The 23,957-nt window shown below is 73.5% G+C and carries 24 protein-coding genes; 7 read left to right on the forward strand and 17 right to left on the reverse strand.

All coding sequences use genetic code 11. The features are described from left to right. Window positions 1–19 precede the first annotated feature (19 nt). Window positions 20–784 (reverse strand): SDR family oxidoreductase, encoded by a 765-nt coding sequence (locus tag EAH89_RS06490; protein ID WP_140881988.1) that lies wholly within the window; start codon window positions 782–784, stop codon window positions 20–22. Between the two features lie 101 nt (window positions 785–885). On the opposite strand from EAH89_RS06490, the gene EAH89_RS06495 reads away from it, so the two are divergent. Then, window positions 886–1,398, forward strand: coding sequence for a winged helix-turn-helix transcriptional regulator (locus EAH89_RS06495; protein ID WP_140881989.1), 513 nt, complete (start codon window positions 886–888; stop codon window positions 1,396–1,398). Here the strand turns inward: EAH89_RS06495 and EAH89_RS06500 are convergent. The 12 genes from EAH89_RS06500 to EAH89_RS06555 form a co-directional block, all read right to left on the reverse strand. Beyond that, window positions 1,344–2,678, reverse strand: a complete 1,335-nt coding sequence (locus tag EAH89_RS06500; RefSeq protein WP_140881990.1) for an MATE family efflux transporter — start codon at window positions 2,676–2,678, stop codon at window positions 1,344–1,346. The genes EAH89_RS06495 and EAH89_RS06500 overlap by 55 nt on opposite strands. Then, entirely contained in the window at window positions 2,671–3,174 is a 504-nt protein-coding gene (locus EAH89_RS06505) for a winged helix-turn-helix transcriptional regulator (RefSeq protein WP_140881991.1), read from the reverse strand. The genes EAH89_RS06500 and EAH89_RS06505 overlap by 8 nt, the downstream gene beginning before the upstream one ends. Before the next feature lie 54 nt (window positions 3,175–3,228). Then, window positions 3,229–3,684, reverse strand: coding sequence for a GreA/GreB family elongation factor (locus tag EAH89_RS06510; protein WP_140881992.1), 456 nt, complete (start codon window positions 3,682–3,684; stop codon window positions 3,229–3,231). Window positions 3,685–3,691: 7 nt separating this feature from the next. Continuing rightward, entirely contained in the window at window positions 3,692–3,994 is a 303-nt protein-coding gene (locus EAH89_RS06515; RefSeq protein WP_161993495.1) for a PGPGW domain-containing protein, read from the reverse strand. Between the two features lie 66 nt (window positions 3,995–4,060). Then, complete coding sequence (lpdA, locus tag EAH89_RS06520; protein WP_140881994.1) at window positions 4,061–5,452, reverse strand: dihydrolipoyl dehydrogenase; 1,392 nt, start codon at window positions 5,450–5,452, stop codon at window positions 4,061–4,063. A gap of 204 nt (window positions 5,453–5,656) precedes the next feature. After that, window positions 5,657–6,646 (reverse strand): Brp/Blh family beta-carotene 15,15'-dioxygenase, encoded by a 990-nt coding sequence (locus EAH89_RS06525; RefSeq protein ID WP_206667474.1) that lies wholly within the window; start codon window positions 6,644–6,646, stop codon window positions 5,657–5,659. Between the two features lie 12 nt (window positions 6,647–6,658). After that, complete coding sequence (locus EAH89_RS06530; RefSeq protein WP_140881995.1) at window positions 6,659–7,465, reverse strand: bacteriorhodopsin; 807 nt, start codon at window positions 7,463–7,465, stop codon at window positions 6,659–6,661. Window positions 7,466–7,637: 172 nt separating this feature from the next. After that, a complete protein-coding gene (locus EAH89_RS06535) occupies window positions 7,638–8,414 on the reverse strand; it encodes an ABC transporter ATP-binding protein (RefSeq protein ID WP_140881996.1) in 777 nt (258 codons plus the stop codon). Beyond that, the gene (locus EAH89_RS06540) at window positions 8,411–9,529 is read right to left on the reverse strand and encodes a FecCD family ABC transporter permease (RefSeq protein WP_140881997.1); all 1,119 of its coding nucleotides are present in this window, start codon (window positions 9,527–9,529) and stop codon (window positions 8,411–8,413) included. The genes EAH89_RS06535 and EAH89_RS06540 overlap by 4 nt, the downstream gene beginning before the upstream one ends. 6 nt (window positions 9,530–9,535) lie before the next feature. Next, window positions 9,536–10,684 carry an ABC transporter substrate-binding protein gene (locus EAH89_RS06545; protein ID WP_140881998.1) on the reverse strand — a complete coding sequence of 383 codons (1,149 nt, stop codon included), beginning with the start codon at window positions 10,682–10,684 and terminating at the stop codon, window positions 9,536–9,538. Window positions 10,685–10,858: 174 nt separating this feature from the next. Continuing rightward, window positions 10,859–12,118, reverse strand: a complete 1,260-nt coding sequence (odhB, locus tag EAH89_RS06550) for a 2-oxoglutarate dehydrogenase complex dihydrolipoyllysine-residue succinyltransferase (RefSeq protein WP_140881999.1) — start codon at window positions 12,116–12,118, stop codon at window positions 10,859–10,861. Between the two features lie 25 nt (window positions 12,119–12,143). After that, window positions 12,144–15,044: a 2-oxoglutarate dehydrogenase E1 component gene (locus tag EAH89_RS06555; protein ID WP_140882000.1), complete on the reverse strand. Its 2,901-nt coding sequence runs from the start codon at window positions 15,042–15,044 to the stop codon at window positions 12,144–12,146. 565 nt (window positions 15,045–15,609) lie between these two features. Between EAH89_RS06555 and EAH89_RS06560 the strand changes: the two genes are divergently transcribed. From EAH89_RS06560 to EAH89_RS06585, 6 genes are all read left to right on the forward strand, one after another. Further along, entirely contained in the window at window positions 15,610–16,218 is a 609-nt protein-coding gene (locus EAH89_RS06560; protein ID WP_140882001.1) for a MarR family winged helix-turn-helix transcriptional regulator, read from the forward strand. Next, entirely contained in the window at window positions 16,215–16,907 is a 693-nt protein-coding gene (locus EAH89_RS06565; RefSeq protein WP_140882002.1) for a response regulator, read from the forward strand. Before EAH89_RS06560 ends, EAH89_RS06565 begins: the two co-directional genes overlap by 4 nt. A gap of 49 nt (window positions 16,908–16,956) precedes the next feature. Continuing rightward, on the forward strand, window positions 16,957–18,468 hold the full coding sequence (locus tag EAH89_RS06570; protein WP_194152308.1) for an ATP-binding protein: 1,512 nt from the start codon (window positions 16,957–16,959) through the stop codon (window positions 18,466–18,468). A 130-nt stretch (window positions 18,469–18,598) separates the two neighbouring features. Next, complete coding sequence (cysE, locus tag EAH89_RS06575; protein ID WP_140882003.1) at window positions 18,599–19,423, forward strand: serine O-acetyltransferase; 825 nt, start codon at window positions 18,599–18,601, stop codon at window positions 19,421–19,423. An 82-nt stretch (window positions 19,424–19,505) separates the two neighbouring features. Then, complete coding sequence (locus EAH89_RS06580; protein WP_140882004.1) at window positions 19,506–19,694, forward strand: hypothetical protein; 189 nt, start codon at window positions 19,506–19,508, stop codon at window positions 19,692–19,694. A gap of 150 nt (window positions 19,695–19,844) precedes the next feature. Beyond that, window positions 19,845–20,099, forward strand: coding sequence for a hypothetical protein (locus tag EAH89_RS06585; protein WP_140882005.1), 255 nt, complete (start codon window positions 19,845–19,847; stop codon window positions 20,097–20,099). Window positions 20,100–20,114: 15 nt separating this feature from the next. Here the strand turns inward: EAH89_RS06585 and ychF are convergent, their stop codons facing one another. The 4 genes from ychF to EAH89_RS06605 form a co-directional block, all read right to left on the reverse strand. After that, window positions 20,115–21,209, reverse strand: a complete 1,095-nt coding sequence (gene ychF / locus EAH89_RS06590) for a redox-regulated ATPase YchF (RefSeq protein WP_140882006.1) — start codon at window positions 21,207–21,209, stop codon at window positions 20,115–20,117. Window positions 21,210–21,328: 119 nt separating this feature from the next. Next, window positions 21,329–21,901, reverse strand: coding sequence for an aminoacyl-tRNA hydrolase (gene pth, locus EAH89_RS06595; protein WP_140882007.1), 573 nt, complete (start codon window positions 21,899–21,901; stop codon window positions 21,329–21,331). 93 nt (window positions 21,902–21,994) lie between these two features. Then, the gene (locus EAH89_RS06600; RefSeq protein ID WP_140882008.1) at window positions 21,995–22,690 is read right to left on the reverse strand and encodes a 50S ribosomal protein L25/general stress protein Ctc; all 696 of its coding nucleotides are present in this window, start codon (window positions 22,688–22,690) and stop codon (window positions 21,995–21,997) included. 164 nt (window positions 22,691–22,854) lie between these two features. After that, the gene (locus EAH89_RS06605) at window positions 22,855–23,940 is read right to left on the reverse strand and encodes a branched-chain amino acid aminotransferase (protein ID WP_140882009.1); all 1,086 of its coding nucleotides are present in this window, start codon (window positions 23,938–23,940) and stop codon (window positions 22,855–22,857) included. Between the last annotated feature and the right edge of the window lie 17 nt (window positions 23,941–23,957).

Consider the following 23,957-nt stretch of genomic DNA (forward strand, 5'->3'; position numbering starts at 1 on the left):
CCGCTCAGCGCCCGGCGCCTCAGCCCTGGCGGGCCTTCGCCGCGGCCTCGTTCAGCCCCGCCATCGTCTCGTCGAAGCGGCCCCCCGCCTCGGCGAAGCGAAGCGGGCGGACGCGCTCCACCAGGATCTCCCGCGGCGTGGGCTGCCCGGCGAAGAGCGCCATCACCTCGTCGATAAAGGCGTCGAGCGGCATGTAGCCGGGACGGCTCTCCTGGCCCGGCGTCAGCCCGGTCTGCACCCCCGGGGGCGCGAGCTCGATCACCTCCACCCGGCCCTTCAGCGCCTCCCGCAGGGAGAGGGTGTAGGAGTGGATGGCCGCCTTGGTCGCGTTGTAGGTCGGCGTCGCGACCAGCGGCACGAAGGCGAGGCCCGAGGTCACGTTGACGATGGCGGCGTCCGGCCGCGCGGCCAGGTGCTCGACCAGCGCGTCGACGAGGCGGATGGGGCCGAGGAGGTTGGTGGCGACCGTCGCCTCCGCGTCCGCGAGGTCGCGCGCGCGGTCCAGCGCCTCGAAGCGCATGATCCCCGCGTTGTTGACGAGGATGTTCACCCCGGGGTGCTCGGCCAGCAGCCGCCGCGCGAAGTCCGCGACGCCCGCCGCGCTCTCCACGTCGAGCTCGATCGCGTGCATGCCCGGCCGCCCCGCGATCGTGCCCTCCAGCGCCTCCCGCCGCCGGCCGGCGACGATCACGGTGTTGCCGAGGTCGTGGAAGCGCCGCGCCAGCGCCGCGCCGATGCCGGAGCCGCCGCCGGTGATCAGGATGGTGTTGCCGGTCTGCCTCATGATCCTGCTCCTTTGTCTTGGGAGCCCCCTACCTAGTCCCCTACTCTCGGCAGGAAAGAAGGCACCCGGAATATCCATACTTACCGAAAGGAGAGCGCCCCATGCCCCGCCTGCCCTTCACCGCGCCGACGATCCAGCGCGCCCGCCGCATCGCCGAGACCGCCCCGCCCGCCGAGTGCGACCCGCGGGTGGAGGCGCTGGTCAACGAGCTGATCGGGCGGGTGGCGGACAAGTGGACGATGATCGCGCTCGAGGTCCTGGCCGAGCACGGCGAGATGCGGTTCACCGGGCTCTCGCGCGCCATGCCCGGGATCAGCCAGAAGATGCTGACCCAGACCCTCCGCGGGATGGAGCGGGACGGCATGGTGACGCGCACCGTGCACGCCGTCGTCCCGCCGCGGGTCGACTACCGGCTGACGGAGCTCGGCGCGGGCCTCGGCGCCGCCTTCTGCGGCGTGTGGCTCTGGGCGGAGGAGAACCTGGCGCGGGTCGAGGCCTCGCGGGCGGCCTTCGACGCGCGGGCGGCGCGGCCGGCGCCGGCCGCGGCGGGCCAGCCCCCTCACCGCGGCGCCCAGACCGCGCGCCGCACCCCCATCGCCGTCACCAGCCCGTAGGCGGTGATGCCGAGCGCGACGGCGAGGAACTGCCCGTCTAGCCCCATGCCCAGCACGTCCCCCAGCAGCCAGCCGCCGCCGACCGCGACCGCGATCCGCGATACCCCCGCCGCCATCGGCCAGCCCATCCGCCCCGCCCCCTGGGAGGCGAAGTAGAGCGCCATGCCGAGGCCGAAGCCCCCGAAGGCGAGGCCCGTGTAGGAGAGCGCCCGCTTCGCGACCGCGATCACCGCGGGGTCGGCGCTGAAGAAGCCCGCGAAGGCCCCGGGCGCGGCCGCGACGAGGAGGCCGATCGCCCCCGTGACCGCCAGCGCCATCGCCCCGCCCGTCCAGGCGAGCCGGAGCGCCATATCCCACCGCCCCGCGCCCACGGCCCGGCCGACGAGCGCGGTGAGGGCGGAGCCGACGCCGAAGGCGATGGGGATCATCAGGAACTCGAGCCGAGCCGAGATGCCGTAGGCCGCGACGGCCGCCGCCCCGTGCGAGGCGAGGCGCGCGGTGACGAGGATGGTCGTGAGGTTCGCCACCCCCGCCAGCGCGCTCGCCACCAGCCCGACCGAGAGGATGCGCCAGAACATGGCCGCCGAGGGCCGCACCCGCAGCGTGGGCCGGAACCCCGCCCGCCCCCGCAGCACCGCAACCCCCATGACGAGGGTGCAGGCGAGGAAGGAGGCCCCCATCGCGGCGCCGATGCCGGGCAGCCCCATGCCCAGCGGCTCCGCCAGTGCCCAGGCGAGCGGCGGGTAGGCGGCCCAGGTGACGAGCAGCACCCGCGCCGCCAGCGCGTGCTGCCCGCCGCCACGCAGCACCGAGGCGAGGGTGTTGGCGAGCCAGACCGGCACCGCGCCGAGGCCGAAGAGCCACATCGCGTAGGGCGCCGCCGCCTCGGCGGCCGTGGCGCCCCCGATGGCGCCGAGCACCGCCCGCGGGAAGACCGCGAGCAGCACGGCGAAGGCGCCCCCGGCCGCCACCGCGATCAGCACCGCGTGCAGCACGAGGGCCGAGGCCTCCTCCCGCCGCCCGGCGCCGAGCGCCCGCGCGGTGGCGGAGGAGACGCCGCCGCCCATGGCGCCCGCCGACATCTGCTGCATGAGAAGGCTGAAGGGCAGCACCACCGACCAGCCCGCCAGCGCCGCGGTGCCCTGGCGGGCCGCGAGCCAGGTCTCGGCAATCTGCGCCGCGACCTGCAGGACGGCGCTGAGGGCGGTGGGGGCGGCGAGGCCGAGGATCTGCCGCGCGGCGGAGGGCGCCGGGAGCGCCGCGGCGAGGGTGTCAGCCACGGGCCGCCTCCATCCCGTCGGTCATCCCGGCGAGCGCGAGGCGCCGGCGCATGGCCTCGCCCGCGCCGGGGCCGGGCAGCAGCCGAACCTCCTCCGGCCGCAGCGGCGCGCCGCCGGGGCCGCGGGGCGGCTCGGCCACCACCTCCTCCCCCGTCGCGGCGTCGACGAGGCGCACCACCGGCCCCTCCGGCGCCATCCAGCGGTCGCTCCAGGCCTTGAGGGCGAGGAAGGCGGGGAAGAAGTCGCGGCCCTTCTCCGTCAGCCGGTAGGAGTGGCGGGCGCCCTCGGGCACGCGCTCCAGCACCCCATGCTCCACGAGCTTGGCCAGGCGCGCGCTGAGGATGTTGGAGGCGATGCCGAGATGGGCCGCGAACTCGTCGAAGCGGGTGGTGCCGTAGAAGGCCTCCCGCATCACGAGGATGGCCCATCGCTCGCCGAGCACCTCCATGGAGCGGGCGATGGGGCAGCGCATCCGCGAGAAATCGGTGCGGGGCATGGCGGGCTCCGGTTGGCTTGCAGGATGCAAGCCGATTCGCTTGCACGATGCAAGCTAATCCGCCGCGCCGTTCCTCACGCCCAGCACCGTGACCGGCCGCCCGCCCGGCCCCTCCACCTCGTCTCCGGCCTCCGCGCCCTCCAGCGCCACGGCCAGCGGCGCGCGCCAGCCGATGAGGCCCGCGGCCGGGTCCGCCTCATCCTCGCCGACAATCCGAAGCCGGCGCGGCGCGGGGCCGAGGCCGGCGACGGTCACCCAGGAGCCGAAGCCCACCGCGCTTCCCTCCGGCGGCGGGGTGGGCTGGGCGCTCGCGCGGCGCTGCTGCCAGTAGTGGAGGTCCCGCCGCTGCAGCGGGTCGGGCGCCTCCAAGGCCCGCAGCGCCGCGAGCGCCGCCTCGATCCGGGCCAGGCCCTCGGGCGTCACGGGATTGGGGCCGGGCGGCACGGGGCGCTCGGCCGGGGGCTCGGGCGGCTCGCTGCCGTCGGGCTCGCGGACGAAGGCGCGGCTCATGGCACCCTCAGCCCCGGCCGATGGCCCGCCGCAGCCCGGCGCCCCAGCCGGCGAAGCGGGCGGCGGTGGAGGCTTCCAGCGCCTCGATGCGGGAGACCATGCCCGGCCAGCGCCCCTCCACCCAGGCCCAGCGGTTGGCCGCCCAGAGGTGCTGGTCGCGCAGCACGAAGACGCCGAGCGCGAGGAAGAGGAAGCCCTGCAGGAAGGGCAGCACCAGCCCCAGCACGCCGAGCACGATGAAGAACCAGCCGAGCGCCTTGCGCTTCGGCCGGGGGTTCAGCGTGACATAGGGGGGGCGGGCCTGGTCCATCGCCCGCCACATGGCCCGCACGCCCCGCGGATCAAGCGCGGCGCGCGGTCTCGTCAGAACGGGCCGTCAGATGTGGATGGGGCGGCCGTCCACGGCGAGCGCGGCCTCCTTCACGGATTCGCTCAGCGTCGGGTGGGCGTGGCAGATGCGGGCCACGTCCTCGGCGCTGGCACCGAACTCGATGGCGGTCACCATCTCCGCGATCAGGTGGCCGGCGTCCGGGCCGAGGATATGCGCGCCGAGCACGCGGTCCGTCGTCTTGTCCGCGAGGATCTTCACGAAGCCGTCCGTGTCGCCCATGGCCCGCGCCCGGCCGTTGGCGGTGAAGGGGAACTTGCCGGACTTGTAGGCGGTGCCGGCCGCCTTCAGCTCCTCCTCCGTCGCGCCGACCGAGGCCACCTCGGGCCAGGTGTAGACGATGCCGGGGATGGCGCCGTAGTTCACGTGGCCGTGCTGGCCGGCCAGGATCTCGGCGACCGCGACCCCCTCGTCCTCGGCCTTGTGGGCGAGCATCGCGCCCGCGATCACGTCGCCGATGGCGTAGATGCCGGGCACGTTCGTCGCGAACTGCGCGTCGGTCTTCACCCGCCCGCGCTCGTCGAGCGCGACGCCGACGGCCTCGAGGCCGAGCTCCGCGACATAGGGGCGGCGGCCGATGGCGACGAGCACGGCGTCGGCCTCGATCGACTGCGCCTCGCCGCCCTTGGCAGGCTCGACCGTGAGCGTCACGCCGGCGTTGCCCTGCGTCGCGCCCGTCACCTTGTGGCCGAGCTTGAACTGGAAGCCCTGCTTGACGAGCACGCGCTCGAAGTTCTTCGCGATCTCGTTGTCCATGCCCGGCAGCAGGCGGTCGAAGAACTCGATCACCGTCACCTCCGAGCCGAGGCGCCGCCAGACGCTGCCCAGCTCGAGCCCGATCACGCCGCCGCCGATGACGACGAGGTGCTTCGGCACGCTCTCGAACTCCAGCGCGCCGGTGGAGGTGACGATGCGCTTCTCGTCGACCTCGACGCCCTTGAGCGGCACGCTCTCGCTGCCGGTCGCGATGACGATGTTCTTTGTCTCGTAGGTCTCGCCGGCCACCTCGACCTTGCCGGGCGCCGTGATCCTCCCCGCGCCCTTCAGCCAGGTGACCTTGTTCTTGCGGAAGAGGAACTCGACGCCCTTCACGTTGGCCGAGACCACCTCGCCCTTGCGCGCCTGCATGCGGGCGAGGTCGAGCTTGATGCCTTCCACCGTGATGCCGTGGTCGGCGAACTTGTGGGCGATCTCCTCGAAGTTCTCGGAGGACTGGAGGAGGGCCTTGGAGGGGATGCAGCCGATGTTGAGGCAGGTGCCGCCGAGCGTCTCCCGCTTCTCCACGCAGGCCACCTTCATGCCGAGCTGGGCGGCCCGGATGGCGCAGACATAGCCGCCGGGGCCGGAGCCGATGACGATGAGGTCGAAGGTGTCGGGCATGCGGGCTCGTCCTGCTGTGGTCTCGGGGCGATGATCTTGCAGGGCAGGTAGCAGGCCCGGGGCCTCGCTTGAAGGGCACACGCGCGCTCGACGACGGTCGGGGCAGGGTTGTCCGTGCCGCAACCCGGCGCGGCGGAGGATCGCGGGACGCGCCGCCCGACCCCCGCGCCGGGCGAAGCGGCCGGCAAACCGGGCGCCGCGGCGTCAGCGGGGCGGGCGGTGCCGTGACGCCCCGCCGACCGGAGGCGCCACGCGCGCGGCGATGCCGTCCAGCAGCAGGTGCGGCAGGGTGAGCGCCGCCAGCCCCTGCAGCGTCAGCGCGAGCAGGCGCTCCGGCGGGGCGCCGGGGAAGAACGGCCACAGGGCCGCGCCGATCAGCAGGGTGAGCGCGGTCACCGGCAGGGAACGCCACAGGGCCTCGCCCGTGCTCCTCACCCGTGGCGCGCGGCGGGGGTCGGCGGCGAGGGACGCCGTGTGCCGGGGCGCGTGCAGGCCGACGAAGTAGAGGGCAAAGCCCGCCAGGGGCGGCAGGGCCGCGAAGGCGAGGCCGAGCAGCAACCCCTCCACCGCCACGGGCCACCGTCCCGCCGCGATCATCCGCGCCACCGCGAAGGGCGCGAGCACGGCCCAGGCCAGGGCGGCGGCCTGGAGCCAGGGGGGGATGGCCGGCATCGGGGCGAGCATCGCCGCCTCGAAGACCCGCGCGGTCGCGGCGGGGTGCAGGAGCACGGGCAGGGCGATCGACAGGCCCCCGCGCACCAGGAGTTCCAGCGGGCGGCCCGGCCCGGCGTCCTCCTCCCCGAAATGAAGCACCGAGGCCGCCAGGAAGCCGGCCAGCACCGCCTCCGGCGCCGCGCGCCAGGCCAGCAGCACGGCGGCGGAGAGGGAGAGATAGGGCACGGCGAAGGCGAGGAACCACGCCCGGCCGAAGCGGGGCCGCAGCAGCGGGCGCGCGACCTCTCCGTCCAGGGCACCGTGGGGAATGCCGAGGAGGAGGACGACCGCCAGCGTGGCGGTCCAGGCGAGCGGGCGCGGCATCAGGGCCGTCGCCCCCAGCAGTCCGGCCACGGCAAGGAGCAGCGGCAGCGGCAGCGGCAGCCCCGGGTTCCCCCCGGCCGTGGGCGGCGCGGCGGGCGGGAGCGGCAGCGCGGCACCGGGCCCCGCGCCCGGGAAGGGGCTCGGCCAGCCCGGCATCGCCGCCCGCCCTCAGCCCACCCTTGCCGCCGGCGCGCGGGAGGCCGCGTGGGGCATGGCGGCGACGGTACGCGGCTCCTCGAGGCTGGTCCGGGCGGAGGCGCCCTGAGCCACGTCGGCCTTCGCGATCTTCCCGTGCTCGCTGGTGGCGAGGAGGCCGTAGGCGACCTTGGCGATCAGGTCGACGACGGCGAAGGCCGCGACGGAGGCGGTGGAGCCGATGTAGCGGAGCCCCTCCGGGTCGATCAGGAGAAGGACGGGGTAGACGAGCCACACGACCGAGAGGATCACCGCGCTGCGCCGGTAGGTGGCCCGCACGTCCTCGCGCTGGTGCGACGCCTCGGCGAGCAGAGGTCCCCAGATGAGGTAGTAGACCGGGAGAAAGGCCCCACAGGAGATCGCGAACCAGGTCCACTTGATCCAGGGGACGGTGGAGAGCCCGAAGAAGAGGGCCGTCACGATCATGAGCACGTCGGAGAGGACGATCCCGACGAGCAGCCCCGGCCGGCGCACGCCCGCGTGCATGGCCGTCAGGGACAGGGCGATCAGCAGGATCGGCGTGGTGAAGAGCCAGTCGATGTAGCGCGCGAAGTAGAAGTCGTACCCGGAACCGGCGCCCGGCACCCCGGACGGGAGGACGATGCTCCCCTGCCCCACTGCCATCGCGAAGTAGGAGCAGGCGGCGATGATCGGCACGATGCCGTGCAGGATGGTCGCCATGCCCTCCCTGGGCGTCCGGCTGCCCCCCGTGAGGAGGATGAGGGCCGCGCCGGCGGACATGCCGGCGACGCCTATCCAGAGCCAGAATTGATCGTTCATCGGTGGTCGGTGCCTCGGTTACGGTTCTCTCCGCCGCCAGGGCGAGAACGGGGTAAGTTCCCCCGGCAAAGGCCGGTTTCGCGAAGCGAAATTAACTAAAGCAAGATGGAGAAGATTAAATTCGGCTGCCATCCGGCGACCGGTCGGGGACGGTGCCCCGGCGCCCGCCGCGCTACAGGCGGGCCAGCGGGTAGATGGCGCGGTGCCCGCCCTCGACCGCCATGACGTGGCAATCCACCCCGTAGACCCGGGCGAGCCGCTCCCGCGTCAGCACCTCCGCCACCGGCCCGGCGTGGATGGGGGCGCCCTCCTCCAGCATCAGGGCCGTGTCGGCGTAGCGGGTGGCGAGGTTGAGGTCGTGCAGGACCATCACCGTCGCCATGCCGGCCTGCCGCGTGTGGGCGCGAACCAGCTCCAGCAGGTGAAGCTGGTTCGCCAGGTCCAGCGCCGAGGTCGGCTCGTCCAGCAGCAGCACGCGCGGGCGGCGGACGAGGGCGAGGGCCAGGGCCACCATCTGCCGCTGCCCGCCCGACATCTCCGCGGGCGTGCGGCGGGCGAGCGGCTGCAGGCCCAGCAGGTCCAGCATCGCCTCGGCCCGGCGCAGGCTCTCGCGCGGGGCGGCCCAGGCGAAGGCGCCGCCGTTCTGCGCGAGCAGCAGCAGGTCGAAGACGGTGAGCCGCGCCGAGACCTGCGCGACCCCCTGCGCCACGTAGCCGATGCGCCGGCTGCGCTCCGCGGGGCCGAGGGCGGCGAGGTCCGCGCCCTCGAGCCGGATCGCGCCCGTGACCGGCAGCAGCCCCGCCAGCCCGCGCACGAGGGAGGTCTTGCCCGCCCCATTCCGGCCGAGGATGGCAAGGCACTCCCCCGCCGCGACCGCGCAGGACACCCCCCGCACCGCCTGGAAGCGCCCGATGCGGACGCCGAGGCCCTCGACCGAGAGAAGGCTCATCGCACCGCCCGCCGCTGGCCGTGGAGGATCTGCATGAGGAAGACCGGCAGGCCCAGCAGCGAGGTGATCATCCCGATCGGCAGCACCGCGCCGGGCAGGATGAGCTTGCTGGCGAGCGAGGCGAGGACGAGCACCAGCAGCCCGCAGGCGGCCGTGACCACGAGGGAGAAGCGCTGGTCCTCCCCCACCAGGAGCCGCGCCATGTGCGGCGCGACCAGCCCGACGAAGCCCACCACCCCGATGGTGGCGGTGGCCGAGGCCGCGAGCAGGGCCGCGGCCACCAGCATGGCGAAGCGCAGCCGCTCCACCCGGATGCCGAGCACCACCGCGCCGTCCCCGAAGCCGCGCAGCGCCGTCAGCGCCCAGGCGCGGGCGAGCAGCACCGGCAGCACCAGGGCGAGGATCGCCGCGTTGATCGCCACCTTCGTCCAGGTCGCCTTCAGCAGCGAGCCGAGCAGCCAGAAGATGAGCGACTGAAGCTGGTTCACGTCCGCCATGTACTGCGCGACCGCGAGGAGGGCCGAGAAGGCGAAGTGCACGGCGATGCCGAGCAGCGTCACCGTCTCCACCCCCATCCCCGTGCGGCGCGCGAGCAGGGTGACGAGCACGACCGTCGCCAGCGCGAAGAGGAAGGCGTTGGCCGAGATGAACAGCTCGGGCGGCAGCCAGTCGGCGGCGGGCCCGAGGATGGAGGAGCCGAAGACGATCGCGAGCGCCGCCCCGAAGCCGGCGGCGGAGGAGATGCCCAGCGTGAAGGGCTCGGCCAGCGGGTTGTTCAGCACCGTCTGCATCAGCGTGCCCGCGAGCGCGAGGGCGATGCCGGCCAGCGCCGCGGTGAAGGTGATGGGCATGCGGAGCTCCCACAGCACCACCCGCACCGTGGGGTCGGCCGTGCCGGGGGAGAGCAGCCCCTCCATCACCTCGCCCGGCGAGAGCGTGCCGGAGCCGATCGCGAGGTCGGCCAGCATGGCCGCGAGGCCGGCCAGCAGCAGCGCGCCCAGCAGCACCGCCCGCCCGGTGACGGAACGTCGGTAGTCGCGGACCGCCGCGCCCTCCTCGCCCGCCGCCTCCGGCCGGGGAAGGGCCCCCTGGACCGCGCCCAGCTCCGACGACACCCGCGCCTACCCGCCGACGCGCGGCGCGGAGGCGGAGACGAGGAAGGGCGAGGGCGGGATGCGGGTGAAGCGGGCGAGGATGGTGCGGAAGGTCTCGTCCGGGTCGAGGCCGGCGAGTTGCCGGGGGTGGAAGGCCTTCGCCAGCGCCTCGAGGCCCACGACGTTGAAGGCGTGGTTGTAGAAGCCGTGCCAAACCCCGAGCACCCGCCCCTCCCGTGCCGCCTCGAGCAGGGCGAAGCCCGGCCGCTCCTCGAGCCGGGCGAGCCCGGCCAGGGCCGCCGGCGCCTCGGCCCCGTAGCCGAACGGAACCGCCACGGCGCCGCGCGCGCGCCAGTTGGCGCCGGTCATGACGTAGACCTCCGGCCGGCGGGCGATGACCGTCTCCATCGTCACCTCGCCGGAGGCGCCGGGGACGAGGTCGGCGCCGATGTTGTGGCCGCCGGCGGCCTCCACCAGCGGCCCCCAGCCCACCCGGCCCTGGGTGAAGCAGCGGGCCTCGGGCCCGCCCTGCCCCGCCCGCGTCTCGACGAAGACGTTCGGGCGGTGGCCGCTGGCGGCGATGCCGGCCTCGACGCGGGCGACGCGCTCCCGGGCGAAGGCCGCGTAGTCCGCGGCCTCGGCCTCGCGGTCCAGCGCCTGGCCGAGGAGCTCGACCGAGCGGATGGCGTTCGGGACGGGGTCGGCAAAGCTGTCCACGACCAGCAGCGGGATGTTGAGCTGGGCCAGCCGGCGGTCCACCCCGGCCTCGCGGAGGGAGCCCAGCGCGCGCTGCTCGGCCACGACGAGTTGCGGCCGGGCGGTGATGAGCTGCTCGGCGTTCACCTGGCCGTTGTCGCCGAAGCCCATGTCGGGAATGCCGGCGGCCTTCGGCCAGGCGGCGCGCAGCACGGCCCAGAAGCCGGCGTCGTCGCGGCTGGGAATGTTGTTCCAGAGCACCACCCGCTGGAAGGGGTCCTCCCGGTCCAGCAGGGCGAGGATGGCGATGTTGCGCCCGTCCTGGAGGGCGACGCGCTCGGGCCGGCGGGCGATGGTCACTTCCCGCCCCGCCGCGTCCGTCAGCGTGACGGGGTACTGCGTGGCCTGGGCCGGGGCGGCGAAGGCCAGGAGCGGGAGCAGCGCCGCGACGGCGAGGCGACGAAGGGAGGGCATGGGCATCGGGTCATCCTGCGGGCCGGCACCCCTTTCAGGCTCACTGCGAATGATTTGCAATATAAGATACTGTCATGCCAGGGTCATGGCCGGGACATGCAACCCGAAGCCCTGCCCCGAACGCGAAGCGCGCCGGAGGGTCCCCCCTCCGGCGCGCCCAGCCCGCGGAATGCGCGGCGATCAGAGCCCGAGCAGCAGCCGCCGCGCGTCCTCCACGCCCTCCTTCACGCGCACGAGGAAGGACACCGCCTCCTTCCCGTCCACGATTCGGTGGTCGTAGGAGAGGGCGATGTACATCATCGGGCGCACCTCGACCTTGCCGCCCACGACCATCGCCCGCTCCTTGATCGCGTGCATCCCGAGGATGCCGGACTGGGGCGGGTTGAGGATCGGGGTGGACATCAGGCTGCCGTAGATGCCGCCGTTGGTGATGGTGAAACTGCCGCCCGCCATCTCCTCGAGCTTGAGCTGGCCGTCGCGCACGCGCTTGCCGAAGTCGCCGATCGCCTTCTCGACGCCCGCGAAGGACAGGTCCTGCGCGTTGCGGATGACCGGCACCACGAGGCCCGAGGGGCCGCCGACCGCAATGCCCATGTTGACGAAGTTCTTGTAGACGACCTCGTCGCCGTCGATCTCGGCGTTCACCGCCGGGAACTCCTGCAGCGCCGCGACGCAAGCCTTCACGAAGAAGGACATGAAGCCGAGCTTCACGCCGTGCTTCTTCTCGAAGGCGTCCTTGTACTCGGACCGCAGCGCCATCGCGTTGCCCATGTCCACCTCGTTGAAGGTGGTGAGCATGGCCGCGGTGTTCTGCGCCTCCTTCAGGCGGCGGGCGATGGTGATGCGGAGGCGCGTCATCTTGACGCGCTCCTCGCCCTCGCCGGTCGCGCGCGGGGCCTTGGCGGCGGGCGCGGCGGCGGCGGGAGCCGGGCGGGAGAGGAACTCCAGCACGTCGCCCTTGGCGATGCGGCCGTCCTTGGCGCTGCCCTGGCCGATCTGCTCGGCCGAGACGCCCTTGTCCGCCATCATCTTCGCCGCCGCGGGAAGCGGGGCGTGGGAGGTGGCGCTGGTGGGCTCCGCGCCGCCGGGGCGGGAGACGGGGCCGGCCACGGGGCGCGGCTCCTCCACCTTCGGGCCGGAGGGGGCGGCCGGCGCCGGGGCCGGCGCGGCGGGGGCCGCCGCCTTGGGCGCCGCGGCCACGCCGCTGCCGGCGCCGAGCGTGCCGAGCAGGCCGCCGACCTCGACCTCGGCGCCCTCGTCGGCCGCGATGCTCTCGATCGTGCCGGCGGAGGGGGCGTTCACCTCCACCGTCACCTTGTCAGTCTCCAGCTCGACCAGCGGCTCGTCGGCGGCCACCGATTCGCCGGCCTTCTTCAGCCAGCGGGCCACCGTGGCCGTCGTCACGCTCTCGCCCAGTGTGGGCACCAGGATCTCGGTCATCGTCTTTCCTCTGCCAAGGTCCGGCTCAGCTCAACCCGAGCGCCTGGCGAACGAGCGCTTCCTGCTGCTGCGCGTGCACCTTGGCAAGCCCCGTCGCGGGACTGGCCGCCGCGGGACGCCCGACATAGCCCGGCCGGCGCGCCTTTCCGCCGACCTGAAGCAGCACCTCCTCGATCTTGCGGTCGACGAACTGCCAGCCGCCCATGTTCTCCGGCTCCTCCTGGCACCAGACCACCTCGGCCTGGCTGTAGGGGGCCAGGACCTTCGGCAGGGAGATGCGCGGGAAGGGGTAGAGCTGCTCCATCCGGACGATGGCCACGTCCTTCACGCCCTTGTCCCGGCGCTCCTGCAGCAGGTCGTAGTAGACCTTGCCGGTGCAGATCACGACGCGCTTCACCTGATCGGGCGTGACCAGCTCGTCCGTCTCGGGGATGACCACCTGGAAGCGGCTGCCCGGCCCGAACTCGGAGAGGGCGGAGACCGCCAGCTTGTGCCGCAGGAGCGACTTCGGCGTCATCAGGATCAGCGGCTTGCGGTAGTTCGCCCGGAGCTGGCGGCGCAGCGCGTGGAAGTAGTTCGCGGGGGTGGTGATGTTCGCCACCCGCATGTTCCGCTCCGCGCAAAGCTGGAGGTAGCGCTCGAGCCGCGCGGAGGAATGCTCCGGCCCCTGCCCCTCGTAGCCGTGCGGCAGCAGCATCACGAGGCCCGACATGCGCAGCCACTTCGTCTCGGCCGAGGCGATGAACTGGTCAATGATGACCTGCGCGCCGTTCGCGAAGTCGCCGAACTGGCCCTCCCAGAGCACGAGCGTGTTCGGGTCGGCCAGCGAGTAGCCGTAGTCGAAGCCGAGGACGCCGAACTCGGAGAGAAGGGAGTTGAAGGCCTCGAGCCGCTTCTGCCCCTCGCGGATGTTGTTGAGGGGCACGTACTCGGCCTGCGTCTGCTGGTCGATCAGGTAGGCGTGGCGCTGGGAGAAGGTGCCGCGCTGCACGTCCTCGCCGGAGATGCGGACGCGGTGGCCCTCCACCAGCAGGGAGCCGATGGCCAGCGCCTCGCCGGTCGCCCAGTCGATGCCCTCGCCCGTGTCGATCGCCTGCCGCTTGGCCTCGAGCTGGCGCAGGATCTTCGGGTTGGCCCCGAAGCCCTCCGGCACGCGGGAGAGGGCGGCGCCGACCTCGCGCAGCACCTCGGGCTCGACCGCCGTGTCAGTCTCGGCCTCGGGCTCGTCGTTGCCAGCGGCCTTGAGGCCGGACCAATGGCCCTCCAGCCAGTCGGCCTTATTCGGCTTGAAGGCCTGGCTGGCCTGGAAGGCCTCGTCCATCTTCGCGAAGAAGGCGTCCTGGATGGCCTTCGCCTCGGCCTCGGGCACCGCGCCCTCGGCGGCGAGGCGCTGCGCGTACTTCGTGCGCGTCGTCGGCGTCTCCTTGATGCGGGCGTACATCAGGGGCTGGGTGAAGGCGGGCTCGTCGCTCTCGTTGTGGCCGTGGCGGCGGTAGCAGACGATGTCGAGGACGATATCGGCTGAGAACTTCAGCCGGTACTCGGTCGCCAGCCGCGCGCAGAAGACCACCGCCTCGGGGTCGTCGCCATTCACGTGCAGGATCGGCGCCTGCACCGACTTCGCAACGTCCGTGCAGTAGAGGCCCGAATAGGCGTGGGCCGGCGTGGTGGTGAAGCCGATCTGGTTGTTCGTCACGACGTGGATCGTGCCGCCCACGCGGTAGCCGATGAGCTGGCTCATCGCCATCGTCTCGTAGACCACGCCCTGGCCCGCGAAGGCGGCGTCGCCGTGCAGCAGGATCGCCATGACGGAGTGGCGGCCCTTGGTGTCGCCGGCCATGTCCTGGCGGGCGCGCACCTTGCCGATCACCACGGGGTCCACCGCCTCGAGGTGCGAGGGGTTGGGCTGGAGCGAGAGGTGGACCTGCCGCCCCTCGATCTCGACGTCGGTCGAGGTGCCCAGGTGGTACTTCACGTCGCCCGAGCCCTGCACGTCCTCGGCGTGGCCCGCGCCCTTGAACTCCGCGAAGACCTGGGTGAAGGACTTCTTCACCACGTTCACCAGCGTGGACAGGCGGCCGCGGTGCGCCATGCCGATGGCGATCTCGTTCACGCCGCCCTTGGCGGCCTCGGCGATGATCGACTGCAGCGCGGGGATGGTCGATTCGCCGCCCTCGAGGCCGAAGCGCTTCGTGCCGACGAACTTCCGCGCGCAATAGGCCTCGAAACCCTCGGCCTCGGTCAGTTGCTGCAGGATGGTGCGCTTGCCGTCCTTGTCGAAGGCGGCCTTCCAGGGCGCGCCCTCGATGCGCTGCTGGATCCAGGACTTCTGCTCGGGGTCCTGGATGTGCATGAACTCGACGCCGATCGGGCCGCAGTAGCTGGCCTTCACGATCGAGAGGATCTCGCGCAGCGTCGCCGTCTCGCGGCCGAGGACCTTATCGATGAAGATCGGCCGGTCCATGTCGGCCTCGGTGAAGCCGTAGGTGCCGGGGTCCAGCTCCGGGTGCGGCTTCTTCTTCTGCAGGCCCAGCGGGTCGAGGTCGGCCTCAAGGTGGCCGCGCACGCGGTAGGCGCGGATGAGCATCAGCGCGCGGAGCGAGTCCAGCACCTGCTGCTTCGACACCTCGGGGGCGGCGGCCAGCTTGGCGGCCGCGGCGGGGGCGGAGGGCGCGGCCCCCTTGCCGCCCTTCGCGGGGGCAGGCGCCTCGGGCTCGGGCGCGAAGCCGCCGCGCGGGCGGGGCGCCCAGGAGGCGCCGGCCGCGTCGCCGAGCACGGCGCGCGCGTCGTCGTTCAGCGCGGCGAAGAGCTCCTGGAAGGACGGGTCCACGCTGTCCGGGGCCTGCACCCAGCGGGCGTAGAGGTCCGCGAGGAAGGCGGCGTTCGCCCCCGTCATCGCGCTGGCTAGGATGTCCACTCCGGGCATGATCTTCCGCTTTTCCGGTTCTGGTCTGGGGGTCTGGGCGAGGGGTCTAGAGGGCGAAGGGGGCAGGTCTGTGGCGGCCCGCGAGGAGCCGGGGCGGTCGGCGCGGCGGCGGCGTCCCCCGCCCGCGCGCAACTTCTGGACCTGTTCCCGTTGCCATTCCGTTGCTCTCCCGGCGCAGACCGGGCCTCCCGCGCATCAATTGGGCCGCGCCGCGCCGCTTGTCACCCGTCTTACCGGCATGACAGGTCGGCGCAAGGCGGGTTGATAAACCTTCGGGGCCGGGCGGGCCGGAGGGCGGAGCGGCGTTCGGTGGGCTCGCGCAACTTGCGGGAGCGGACCGCAAGGACCCACTCGCCCCGGAGGACGCCGCTGGCATAATGCGGCCCATGGGCCAGAACATGCCGCCGCGCGCCAGGGCACGAATCGGCCGCCGGTCCGGACCCGCCGGCCCGGAGGCGGCCCGCGGCGCGGGGGGATCGGCGCCGCGCCCGCGCCCGGGGGATCGACAGGGAAGCCTCGTTTCTTGCAGCCGACAAAAATCAGAAGAACAGGCATGAACGCATCCATGACGCTGCCACAGCCGGACGGCGCGCCGGCCCTGCCCGAGAGGCCCGAGCCGCGCGGCGGCCCGGGGGCCGCGGGCCGCAACCTCCTCTTCCTGCGCGAGGAGGAGCTGCGCCTCGCTCAGGACCTCCTCTTCTTCGGCTACCGGGACTTCACGGCCGGGCCGGACGCCATCCTGGCGGAGCTCGGCATGGGCCGCGCGCACCACCGGGTGCTGCACTTCCTCGGCCGCCGCCCGGGGCTGACGGTCGGCGAGCTGCTGGGGATCCTCGCCATCACCAAGCAGTCCCTCGCCCGGGTGCTGACGCCGCTGATGGCCCAGGGCTACGTCGCCCAGAGCCCCGGCCGCGCCGACCGGCGCCAGCGCCACCTCTCCCTCACCCCCCAGGGCGAGGCGCTGGAGCGCCGCCTCTTCGAGCGCCAGCGCGAGACCGTCACCCGCGCCTACCGCGAGGCCGGCCCCGCCGCGGTGGAGGGCTTCCGCCACGTCATGCGCGGGCTGATGGGCCCCGAGGCGCGGCGCGGGCTCGAGCGGCTGGGCGCGCGCGGGGAGCCCGCCGCGCCGGCCGCCGCGATCGCGCCCGGCCCCGGCAAGGGCAAGGCCCCTTGAGCGAGGCCGCGCACCTCCTGGTGGTGGACGACGACGCCCGCCTCCGCTCCCTCCTGCAGCGCTTCCTGGCGGAGCAGGGCTTCCGCGTCACCGCCGCCGCCGACGCCGCCGCCGCCCGCCAGGCGCTGGAGGGGATGGAGTTCGACCTCATGGTGCTCGACGTCATGATGCCCGGCGAGACCGGGCTGAACCTGACCGAGAGCCTCCGCCGCGCCGGCCAGGACGTGCCCATCCTGATGCTGACCGCCGCCGGCGAGCCCGACGACCGCATCGCGGGCTTCGAGCACGGCGCCGACGACTACCTCGCCAAGCCCTTCGACCCGCGGGAGCTGGCGCTGCGCATCCGCACCATCCTCAAGCGCGCCGCCCCGCCCTCCTCCACCCCCCTGCCCCCGGTGCAGCTCGGCCTGCGCTGGTTCGACCCCGAGCGGGGCGAGCTCCGCGGCCCCGAGGGCGTCACGCGGCTCACCGGCGGCGAGGCGTCGCTGCTGGTCGCCCTGGCCCGCCGGGGCGGCGAGGTGCTCTCACGCGAGGAGATCGCGGCCGCCATGGGATCGCCCGAGGCCGGGGAGCGCGCGGTGGACGTGACGGTCACCCGGCTGCGGCGCAAGATCGAGCCCGACCCGCGCGAGCCGCGCTTCCTGCACACGGTGCGCCACAAGGGCTATGTCCTGCGCCCCGGCTCCTGAGGCGAAGGCCCGGACAGGGCATCGGGACGACAGACCGAGGAGGGCCGCGATGGCACCCGACAGCGGCGCGGCGGAGATCGGCGAGCGGGAGGACGGCCGGGCGCCCCCCGGCGCGGCCGGGCGCCCGGGCCTTCGGCGCGGCCCCGGCTCCCTCTCCCTGGCCGACCACCCCGCGGAGGAGGAGGGGCGCCCCGGCTGCGCCCCGCCCGCCTGGACCCGGCGCCGGCGGCGCCTGCGCGGCTTCTTCACGGCGGCGCTCCGCCCCTTTGTCCCGCGCGGGCTGCTGGCGCGGGCGCTGCTGATCGTGCTCGTGCCGCTGGTGGTGACCCAGGGCATCGCCCTCCAGCTCTTCTACGGCACCCATCTCGACGTCATCTCGCGGCGGCTGGCGGCGGGGGTCGCGGGGGACGTGGGCATGGTGGTGGAGCTTCTCTCCCGCTACCCCGTGCAGGACGAGCGCGGCTGGATCTTCCGCGAGGCCGCCTGGCGGCTCGACCTGTCCCTCGCCTTCGAGCCCGGCGCGGCGCTGGGCCCGCCCGCCCTCCGCCCGGCCAGCCTGCCGCTGCTGCCGCTGGAGGAGGACCTCGACCACGCGCTGCGCGAGCGGCTGCGCCTGCCCTTCGACACGGACTGGCAGAGCGACCCGCGCAGCGTGATCATCCGGGTGGGCCTGCCCGACGGCGTCCTGCACGTCGAGGCGCCGCGGAAGCGCCTCTTCTCCGGCACGCTTTACCTGTTCGTCATCTGGCTCGTCGGCGCCTCGCTGCTCCTCTTCGCGGCGGCGGCGCTGTTCATGAAGAACCAGGTGCGCGCGCTGCGCCGGCTGGCCGCGGCGGCGGAGGCCTTCGGCAAGGGGCGCGAGACCGGGCCGATCAAGCCCGAGGGCGCGATCGAGGTCCGCCAGGCCGGCGCCGCCTTCAACGGCATGCGCGCCAACATCCGCCGCTTCGTGACCCAGCGGACGGAGCTCCTCGCCGGGATCAGCCACGACCTCCGCACCCCCCTCACCCGCCTCCGCCTGGGCCTGGCCATGCTGCCGGCCGGCGCCGAGGAGGACGCGGCGGCCATGGCGCAGGACGTGGAGGAGATGGAGCGGATGATCGCCTCCTACCTCGCCTTCGCCCGCGGCGAGGTGCTGGAGGCGGCGGAGCGGACCGACCTCGTCGGCCTCGTGCGCGACATGGTCTCGCGCGTGCCGGGCGAGGGGTCGCAGGTGGTGGTGCACGAGGTCCCGCCCTCCCTCACCCTGCCGCTGCGGGCCGACGCGCTGCGGCGCTGCCTCGGCAACCTGCTCGACAACGCGCGCCGCCACGCGGGCCTCGTCGCCATCTCCGTGCGGCCGACGCCGGGCTGGGCGGAGGTGATCGTGGACGACGACGGCCCGGGCATCCCGGCGGCGGCGCGGGAGGGGGCCTTCAAGCCCTTCGCCAGCTTCTCGACCGGCGGCACCGGCCTCGGCCTCGCCATCGCCCGCGACATCGCCCGCGCCCATGGCGGCGAGATCGCGCTCGGGGAGAGCCCGATGGGGGGCCTGCGCGCCGTGGTCCGCCTGCCCATGTAGCGCCCTGCGCAACCGTGAGGCCCCCCGCGCATGGACAGGGGCGCGGCCGCGGCCCATCTCGGGCGGCGACGCGACGGGCGGCGGGGCCAACCACGGGGCCGATAACGGGGCCAGCGACGGGGATGACGTGATGGACAGGGCCGCAATCGACATCGGCGCCGAGGTGGCGGAACCCACCCCCTCTCCGGCGGAGCTCTGGGCGGCGCTGCGCGCGGAGGCCGCGGAGGCGGCGGCCGCCGAGCCCGTGCTGCGCGGCCTAATGGAGCTCGCGATCGTCCGCCACGCCGCCCCCCTTCCCGCCCTCGCCGCCCTCCTCGCGGGGCGCCTGGCCGAGCCGCTGATGCCGGCCGAGCGGCTGGAGGACCTCGTGCGCGAGGCCGGCCCGGACTTCCTCCACCTCGCGGTCGCAGACATGGCGGCCACCCGCCGGCGCGACCCCGCGGCGCGCGGCTGGCTCCCGACCTTCCTCTACTACAAGGGCTTCCACGCCCTCTCCTGGCACCGGGTGGCGCACGGGCTGTGGCGGGACGGGCGCCACGAGCTCGCGCGCTACCTGCAGAACCGCGGCTCGCTCGTCTTCGGGGTGGACATCCACCCCGCCGTGCCGGTCGGCCGGGGGGTCTTCATCGACCACGCGACCGGCGTCGTCATCGGCGAGACCGCCTCGATCGGCAACGACGTCTCCATCCTCCAGGGCGTCACCCTGGGCGGCACGGGCAAGCAGCGGGGCGACCGCCACCCGAAGGTGCGCGACGGCGTGCTGCTGGCGGCCGGCGCCAAGGTGCTCGGCAACATCGTCGTCGGGCGCGGGGCGAAGGTGGGGGCGGGCAGCGTGGTCCTGGCGGACGTGCCGCCCTGCGCGACGGTCGCCGGGGTCCCGGCGAGGGTCGTGGGGTGGTGCCGGGACGCCGTTCCGGCCCTGGCGATGGACCAGAGCCTACCAGGAGGCAACTAGACTTCACATTACCGAGAATTCACGAGGCCTTGATCAGATGTTACGGCATGATACTCGGACCTTAGGGGAATGAGGGGCCACAATGCGTTGGATTCTGGGTAGCTTTTTCGTCGTCGCCTTCGCCAGCCTGGCGAGCACGGGCCACGCGGTGTCGCCGGGCGCCGTGACGACCTCCGTCGAGTCCGCCCGCGAGGTGGCCTCCGTCACGCAGGACGTCGCCAGCCGTCGCCACCGCCGTCACGTTCGTCACCGCCGCGCCGTCACGCGCTGAGCGGCCTTCCCGGAGCATCGCCCTGGGCCGATCGGAAAAGGGGCCCGGCGGGAAACCGCCGGGCCCTTTCTCGTTTCCCTCAAAGAACGTCTTGCCGCCTCCGTCCCGTCCTGGCTCAATCACGGGCTCGCGATGGATGGAGAGCAACGAATGCGCTGGCCCCTGACGACGGCCCTTGGCCTGGCGGTGCTCCTCGCCGCGGCGGCGCCCCGCGCGGCGGGCGCCCTCCCCATCGGCCCGCTGGCCGCGATCGCGGCGGACGAAGCTAGGCCCCTCGCCGAGCCCGTGCGCGGCGGCTACCGGGCCGGTTACCGGATGCACCTGCGGAGCAGCCTTCGCGGCGGCTGGTCGCGCCGCTACGGAACCATCCGCCGCTACCCCCGCACGCCCCGCTGGCTGCAGTGAGGGGCGCGCCTCCGCTCAGACGTTGAAGCGGAAGAGCAGTACGTCGCCGTCGCGCACGACGTATTCCTTGCCCTCCACCCGCATCTTCCCGGCCTCCTTCGCGCCCTGCTCGCCGCCCAGTGCCACGAAGTCGTCGTAGGCGATGGTCTCGCAGGCGATGAAGCCGCGCTCGAAGTCGTTGTGGATGACCGCGGCGGCCTGGGGGGCCTTGGTGCCCTTGGTGATGGTCCAGGCCCGCGCTTCCTTCGGGCCGACCGTGAAGTAGGTGATCAGGCCCAGCAGGCCGTAGCCGGCGCGGATGATGCGGTCGAGGCCGCTGTCGGGCAGGCCGAGGCTCTCGAGGAACTCCGCGCGGTCGGCCTCGCCCATCTGGCTGATCTCCGCCTCGATGGCGGCCGAGACGATCACGGCCCGCGCCCCCTCGGCCTTGGCCCGCGCCTCCACCGCCGCGGAATGGGCGTTGCCCGTCGCAGCCGATCCCTCCTCGACGTTGCAGACGTAGAGCACGGGCTTGGTGGTCATGAGCTGGAGGCGGGCGGCCGCGGCCTCCTCGCCCTTGGGCACGGCGGTGCGGGCGGGCTTGCCGGCGGCGAGCGCGGCCACGATCGGCTCGGCCAGCGCCACGAAGGCCGCGCTCTCCTTGTCGCCGTTCTTCGCCTTCTTCTGCGCGGCGACGAGGCGCTTCTCGAGGCTCTCGAGGTCGGAGAGCATGAGCTCCGTCTCGACCGTCTCGGCGTCGCGCACCGGGTCCACGCTGCCCTCGACATGGGTGATGTCGCCGTCCTCGAAGCAGCGGAGGACGTGGACGATGGCGTCCACCTCGCGGATGTTCGCGAGGAACTGGTTCCCCAGCCCCTCCCCGCGCGAGGCGCCGCGGACGAGCCCCGCGATGTCCACGAACTCGAGGCTCGTCGGCACCTTCTTGGCGGACTTGCCGATCCGCGCCAGCTCGTCCAGCCGCGGGTCGGGCACGCCGACGCGGCCCACGTTCGGCTCGATCGTGCAGAAGGGGTAGTTGGCGGCCTGGGCGGCGGCCGTCTGGGTCAGGGCGTTGAAGAGGGTGGACTTGCCGACGTTGGGCAGGCCCACGATGCCGCAGTTGAAGCCCATGGTGGCCGGTGTTCCGTGGTTCGGGGAGGGTCGCGCCCCCTTACGCCGGGGCGGCGGGTCGGCGCTAGCCCCGGCCGGTCATGCCTGGGTCCCCCGCCCGGCGCCCCGCGCCGGGGCGGTCAGCCCTGGGTCAGCAGCGCGACCTTCGTCATGAACTCCTCGCCCTTTCCCTCCGCGAGCAGCGGCGCGGCGTCGGCCACCGCGTCGAGCAGGCGGTCGAGCCACTCGGCGTCGACCTTCGCGAAGTTGCCGAGGACGTGGCCGTGGACGCGGTCCTTGTGGCCGGGGTGGCCGATGCCGAGGCGGACGCGCCCGAAATCCGGGCTGCCGAAGGCGCGCTGCATGTCGCGCAGCCCGTTATGACCCGCAGCCCCCCCGCCCCGCTTCACCCGCACCTTGCCCGGCGCCAGGTCCAGCTCGTCGTGGAAGGCGGTGATGTCGGGCAGCGGGATCTTGTGGAAGGCGGCGGCGGGCTGAACGGAATTGCCGCTGTCGTTCATGTAGGTGTGGGGCTTCAGCAGGATGATCCGCTGCCCGGCGATCCCCCCTTCCGACACCTCGCCCTTGAAGCGGCTGCGCCAGGGGGCGAAGCGATGGCGGGCGGCAATGCGCTCGACCGCCATGAAGCCGATGTTGTGCCGCTGGCGGGCGTGCTCCGCGCCCGGATTGCCCAGCCCGACCCAGAGCAGCATGGCGTGCTTCCCCAAACGAAAGGGGCGCCCCGCTTCCGCGGGCGCGCCCCAGATAGGCGGAGGGTGGGGCCGGGACGATCCCGGCCCCGCGCCTCACTTCTTCTTCGCGGGGGCCTTGGCGGCCGCGGCGGAGGCGGCCGGCTTGGCCGCGCCCTTGCCGCCCTTGCCCTTGGCGGGCTCGGCGGCCGGCGCCGGGGCGGCGATCACCACCTCGGCCTCGGCGACCGTCGGCGGCGCCACGGTCAGCACCACGAAGTCGCGGTCGAGCGTCGGCACGGCGCCCTGCTGGTCCTTCACCGCGGACCAGCGGATGGTGTCGCCGATCTCGGCGGCCGAGAGGTCCACCTCGAAGCGCTCGGGCACGTTGTCGGGGTCGGCCAGCACCTCGAGGTCGCGGCGGACGAGGTTGGCGACGCCGCCGGCCTTGATGCCCGGGGAGACGTCCTCGCCCAGCAGCAGCACCGGCACGCGCACGCGGATCTTCTGCCCGGCGGCGAGCCGCTGGAAGTCGACGTGGATCGGCTGGTCGGAGACAGGGTGGAACTGCACGTCGCGCATCAGGCAGCGCTCCGTCGGGCCGCCGGCCACCGCCACCTCGTAGAGGTGGGACTGCCAGCCGCCCTTGTGCAGCTCCTTCATCACGTCGCGCGGGTCGAGGGCGAGGAGGGTCGCCTCCTGCTTCGCGCCGTAGATCACTGCGGGGACAGAGCCCCCACGCCGGGTCGCGCGCGCCGCCCCCTTACCGGCCCGCTCGCGCGCCGCGGCCTCGATCCGAATGGTCTGGACCATTGCCACAAATTCCTTCGCACGTTGGGTTTGAACGGCTCGCGCTGCCATCAGGGCGCGCGAACAGGCGCCGGCCTCCAGGGGTGCCGGCGCGCCGGGGGGATTAGCGGGGGGCGGCGGAAGAAGCAAGGCCGGGGATGCGCCCCCGGCCCGGATCACGCCCCCGATCAGGCCTCCACGGGGACCTTCACCTCGGTCATCCAGCCGTGCGGGTCGGGCGCCCGGCCGTACTGGATGGCGACGATGGCGTCGTAGAGCTTCCTCGTCAGCTCCCCGGTCCGGCCGCCGCCGACGGTGATCTTCTCGCCCTTGTAGCCGAGCTCCCCCACCGGCGAGACGACGGCCGCGGTGCCCGTGCCCCACATCTCCGTCAGGGTCCCGTCCCGCCCAGCCGCCATCACCTCCTCGATGGAGACGCGACGCTCGTTCACCGGCACGCCCCAGTCCCGGAGAAGGGTGAGGATGGAGTTGCGGGTCACGCCGTCGAGGATGGTGCCGGCCAGCGGGGGCGTGATCACCTCGTCGCCGATCCGCATCATGATGTTCATGGTGCCGACCTCGTCGATCCAGCGCCGCTCCACGCCGTCGAGCCAGAGCACCTGGGTGTAGCCGGCGCGCTCCGCCTCCTGCTGGGCGGAGAGGGAGGCGGCGTAGTTGGCGGCGGTCTTCGCCTCGCCCAGCCCGCCCTGCACGGCGCGGACGTGCTTGTCGGTGGCCAGGATCCGCACGGGCTTCACGCCCTCCTTGTAGTAGGAGCCGACGGGCGAGCAGATGACGAAGTAGGTGTAGCGGCTGGCGGGGTGCACGCCGAGCATCACCTCCGTCGCGATCACGGTCGGGCGGATGTAGAGCGACGTGCCGGGCGCGCGCGGCACCCAGTCGTGGTCGGCCGCCACCACCGCCTCAAAGGAGCGGCGGATCAGGTCCTCGTCCATCGTCGGGATGCAGAGGGCGGCGCAGGACTTGTTCAGGCGCTTCGCGTGCCGCTCGGCCCGGAACAGGCGCACCGCGCCGTCGGCGCCGCGGAAGGCCTTCAGCCCGTCGAACACCGCCTGGCCGTAGTGCAGGACGGAGGTCGCGGGGTCCATCGGGATCGGCGCGTAGGGGACGACGCGCGGGTCATGCCAGCCGCGCCCCTCCTCATAGTTCATCATGAACATGTGGTCCGTCAGGACCTTGCCGAAGGTGAGCGAGGTGTCGTCGGGCCGGGAGAGCGGCGCCTGGGTGCGGGTGAAGGAGATATCCATGGTCATGGCGCCACCGCTCGCAA

It is taken from the genome of Muricoccus nepalensis (genome assembly GCF_006438825.1).
Taxonomy (GTDB): domain Bacteria; phylum Pseudomonadota; class Alphaproteobacteria; order Acetobacterales; family Acetobacteraceae; genus Roseomonas; species Roseomonas nepalensis.

Excerpts from the sequence above, each read along its gene's own strand:
- EAH89_RS06490 (WP_140881988.1), bottom strand. The coding sequence starts at position 784 with ATGAGGCAGACCGGCAACACCATCCTGATCACCGGCGGCGGCTCCGGC.
- EAH89_RS06495 (WP_140881989.1), top strand. The coding sequence starts at position 886 with ATGCCCCGCCTGCCCTTCACCGCGCCGACGATCCAGCGCGCCCGCCGC.
- EAH89_RS06505 (WP_140881991.1), bottom strand. The coding sequence starts at position 3,174 with ATGCCCCGCACCGATTTCTCGCGGATGCGCTGCCCCATCGCCCGCTCC.
- EAH89_RS06510 (WP_140881992.1), bottom strand. The coding sequence starts at position 3,684 with ATGAGCCGCGCCTTCGTCCGCGAGCCCGACGGCAGCGAGCCGCCCGAG.
- EAH89_RS06515 (WP_161993495.1), bottom strand. The coding sequence starts at position 3,994 with ATGGACCAGGCCCGCCCCCCCTATGTCACGCTGAACCCCCGGCCGAAG.
- lpdA (WP_140881994.1), bottom strand. The coding sequence starts at position 5,452 with ATGCCCGACACCTTCGACCTCATCGTCATCGGCTCCGGCCCCGGCGGC.
- EAH89_RS06525 (WP_206667474.1), bottom strand. The coding sequence starts at position 6,646 with ATGCCGGGCTGGCCGAGCCCCTTCCCGGGCGCGGGGCCCGGTGCCGCG.
- EAH89_RS06530 (WP_140881995.1), bottom strand. The coding sequence starts at position 7,465 with ATGAACGATCAATTCTGGCTCTGGATAGGCGTCGCCGGCATGTCCGCC.
- EAH89_RS06535 (WP_140881996.1), bottom strand. The coding sequence starts at position 8,414 with ATGAGCCTTCTCTCGGTCGAGGGCCTCGGCGTCCGCATCGGGCGCTTC.
- EAH89_RS06545 (WP_140881998.1), bottom strand. The coding sequence starts at position 10,684 with ATGCCCATGCCCTCCCTTCGTCGCCTCGCCGTCGCGGCGCTGCTCCCG.
- odhB (WP_140881999.1), bottom strand. The coding sequence starts at position 12,118 with ATGACCGAGATCCTGGTGCCCACACTGGGCGAGAGCGTGACGACGGCC.
- EAH89_RS06555 (WP_140882000.1), bottom strand. The coding sequence starts at position 15,044 with ATGCCCGGAGTGGACATCCTAGCCAGCGCGATGACGGGGGCGAACGCC.
- EAH89_RS06560 (WP_140882001.1), top strand. The coding sequence starts at position 15,610 with ATGACGCTGCCACAGCCGGACGGCGCGCCGGCCCTGCCCGAGAGGCCC.
- EAH89_RS06570 (WP_194152308.1), top strand. The coding sequence starts at position 16,957 with ATGGCACCCGACAGCGGCGCGGCGGAGATCGGCGAGCGGGAGGACGGC.
- cysE (WP_140882003.1), top strand. The coding sequence starts at position 18,599 with ATGGACAGGGCCGCAATCGACATCGGCGCCGAGGTGGCGGAACCCACC.
- EAH89_RS06580 (WP_140882004.1), top strand. The coding sequence starts at position 19,506 with ATGCGTTGGATTCTGGGTAGCTTTTTCGTCGTCGCCTTCGCCAGCCTG.
- EAH89_RS06585 (WP_140882005.1), top strand. The coding sequence starts at position 19,845 with ATGCGCTGGCCCCTGACGACGGCCCTTGGCCTGGCGGTGCTCCTCGCC.
- ychF (WP_140882006.1), bottom strand. The coding sequence starts at position 21,209 with ATGGGCTTCAACTGCGGCATCGTGGGCCTGCCCAACGTCGGCAAGTCC.
- pth (WP_140882007.1), bottom strand. The coding sequence starts at position 21,901 with ATGCTGCTCTGGGTCGGGCTGGGCAATCCGGGCGCGGAGCACGCCCGC.
- EAH89_RS06600 (WP_140882008.1), bottom strand. The coding sequence starts at position 22,690 with ATGGTCCAGACCATTCGGATCGAGGCCGCGGCGCGCGAGCGGGCCGGT.
- EAH89_RS06605 (WP_140882009.1), bottom strand. The coding sequence starts at position 23,940 with ATGACCATGGATATCTCCTTCACCCGCACCCAGGCGCCGCTCTCCCGG.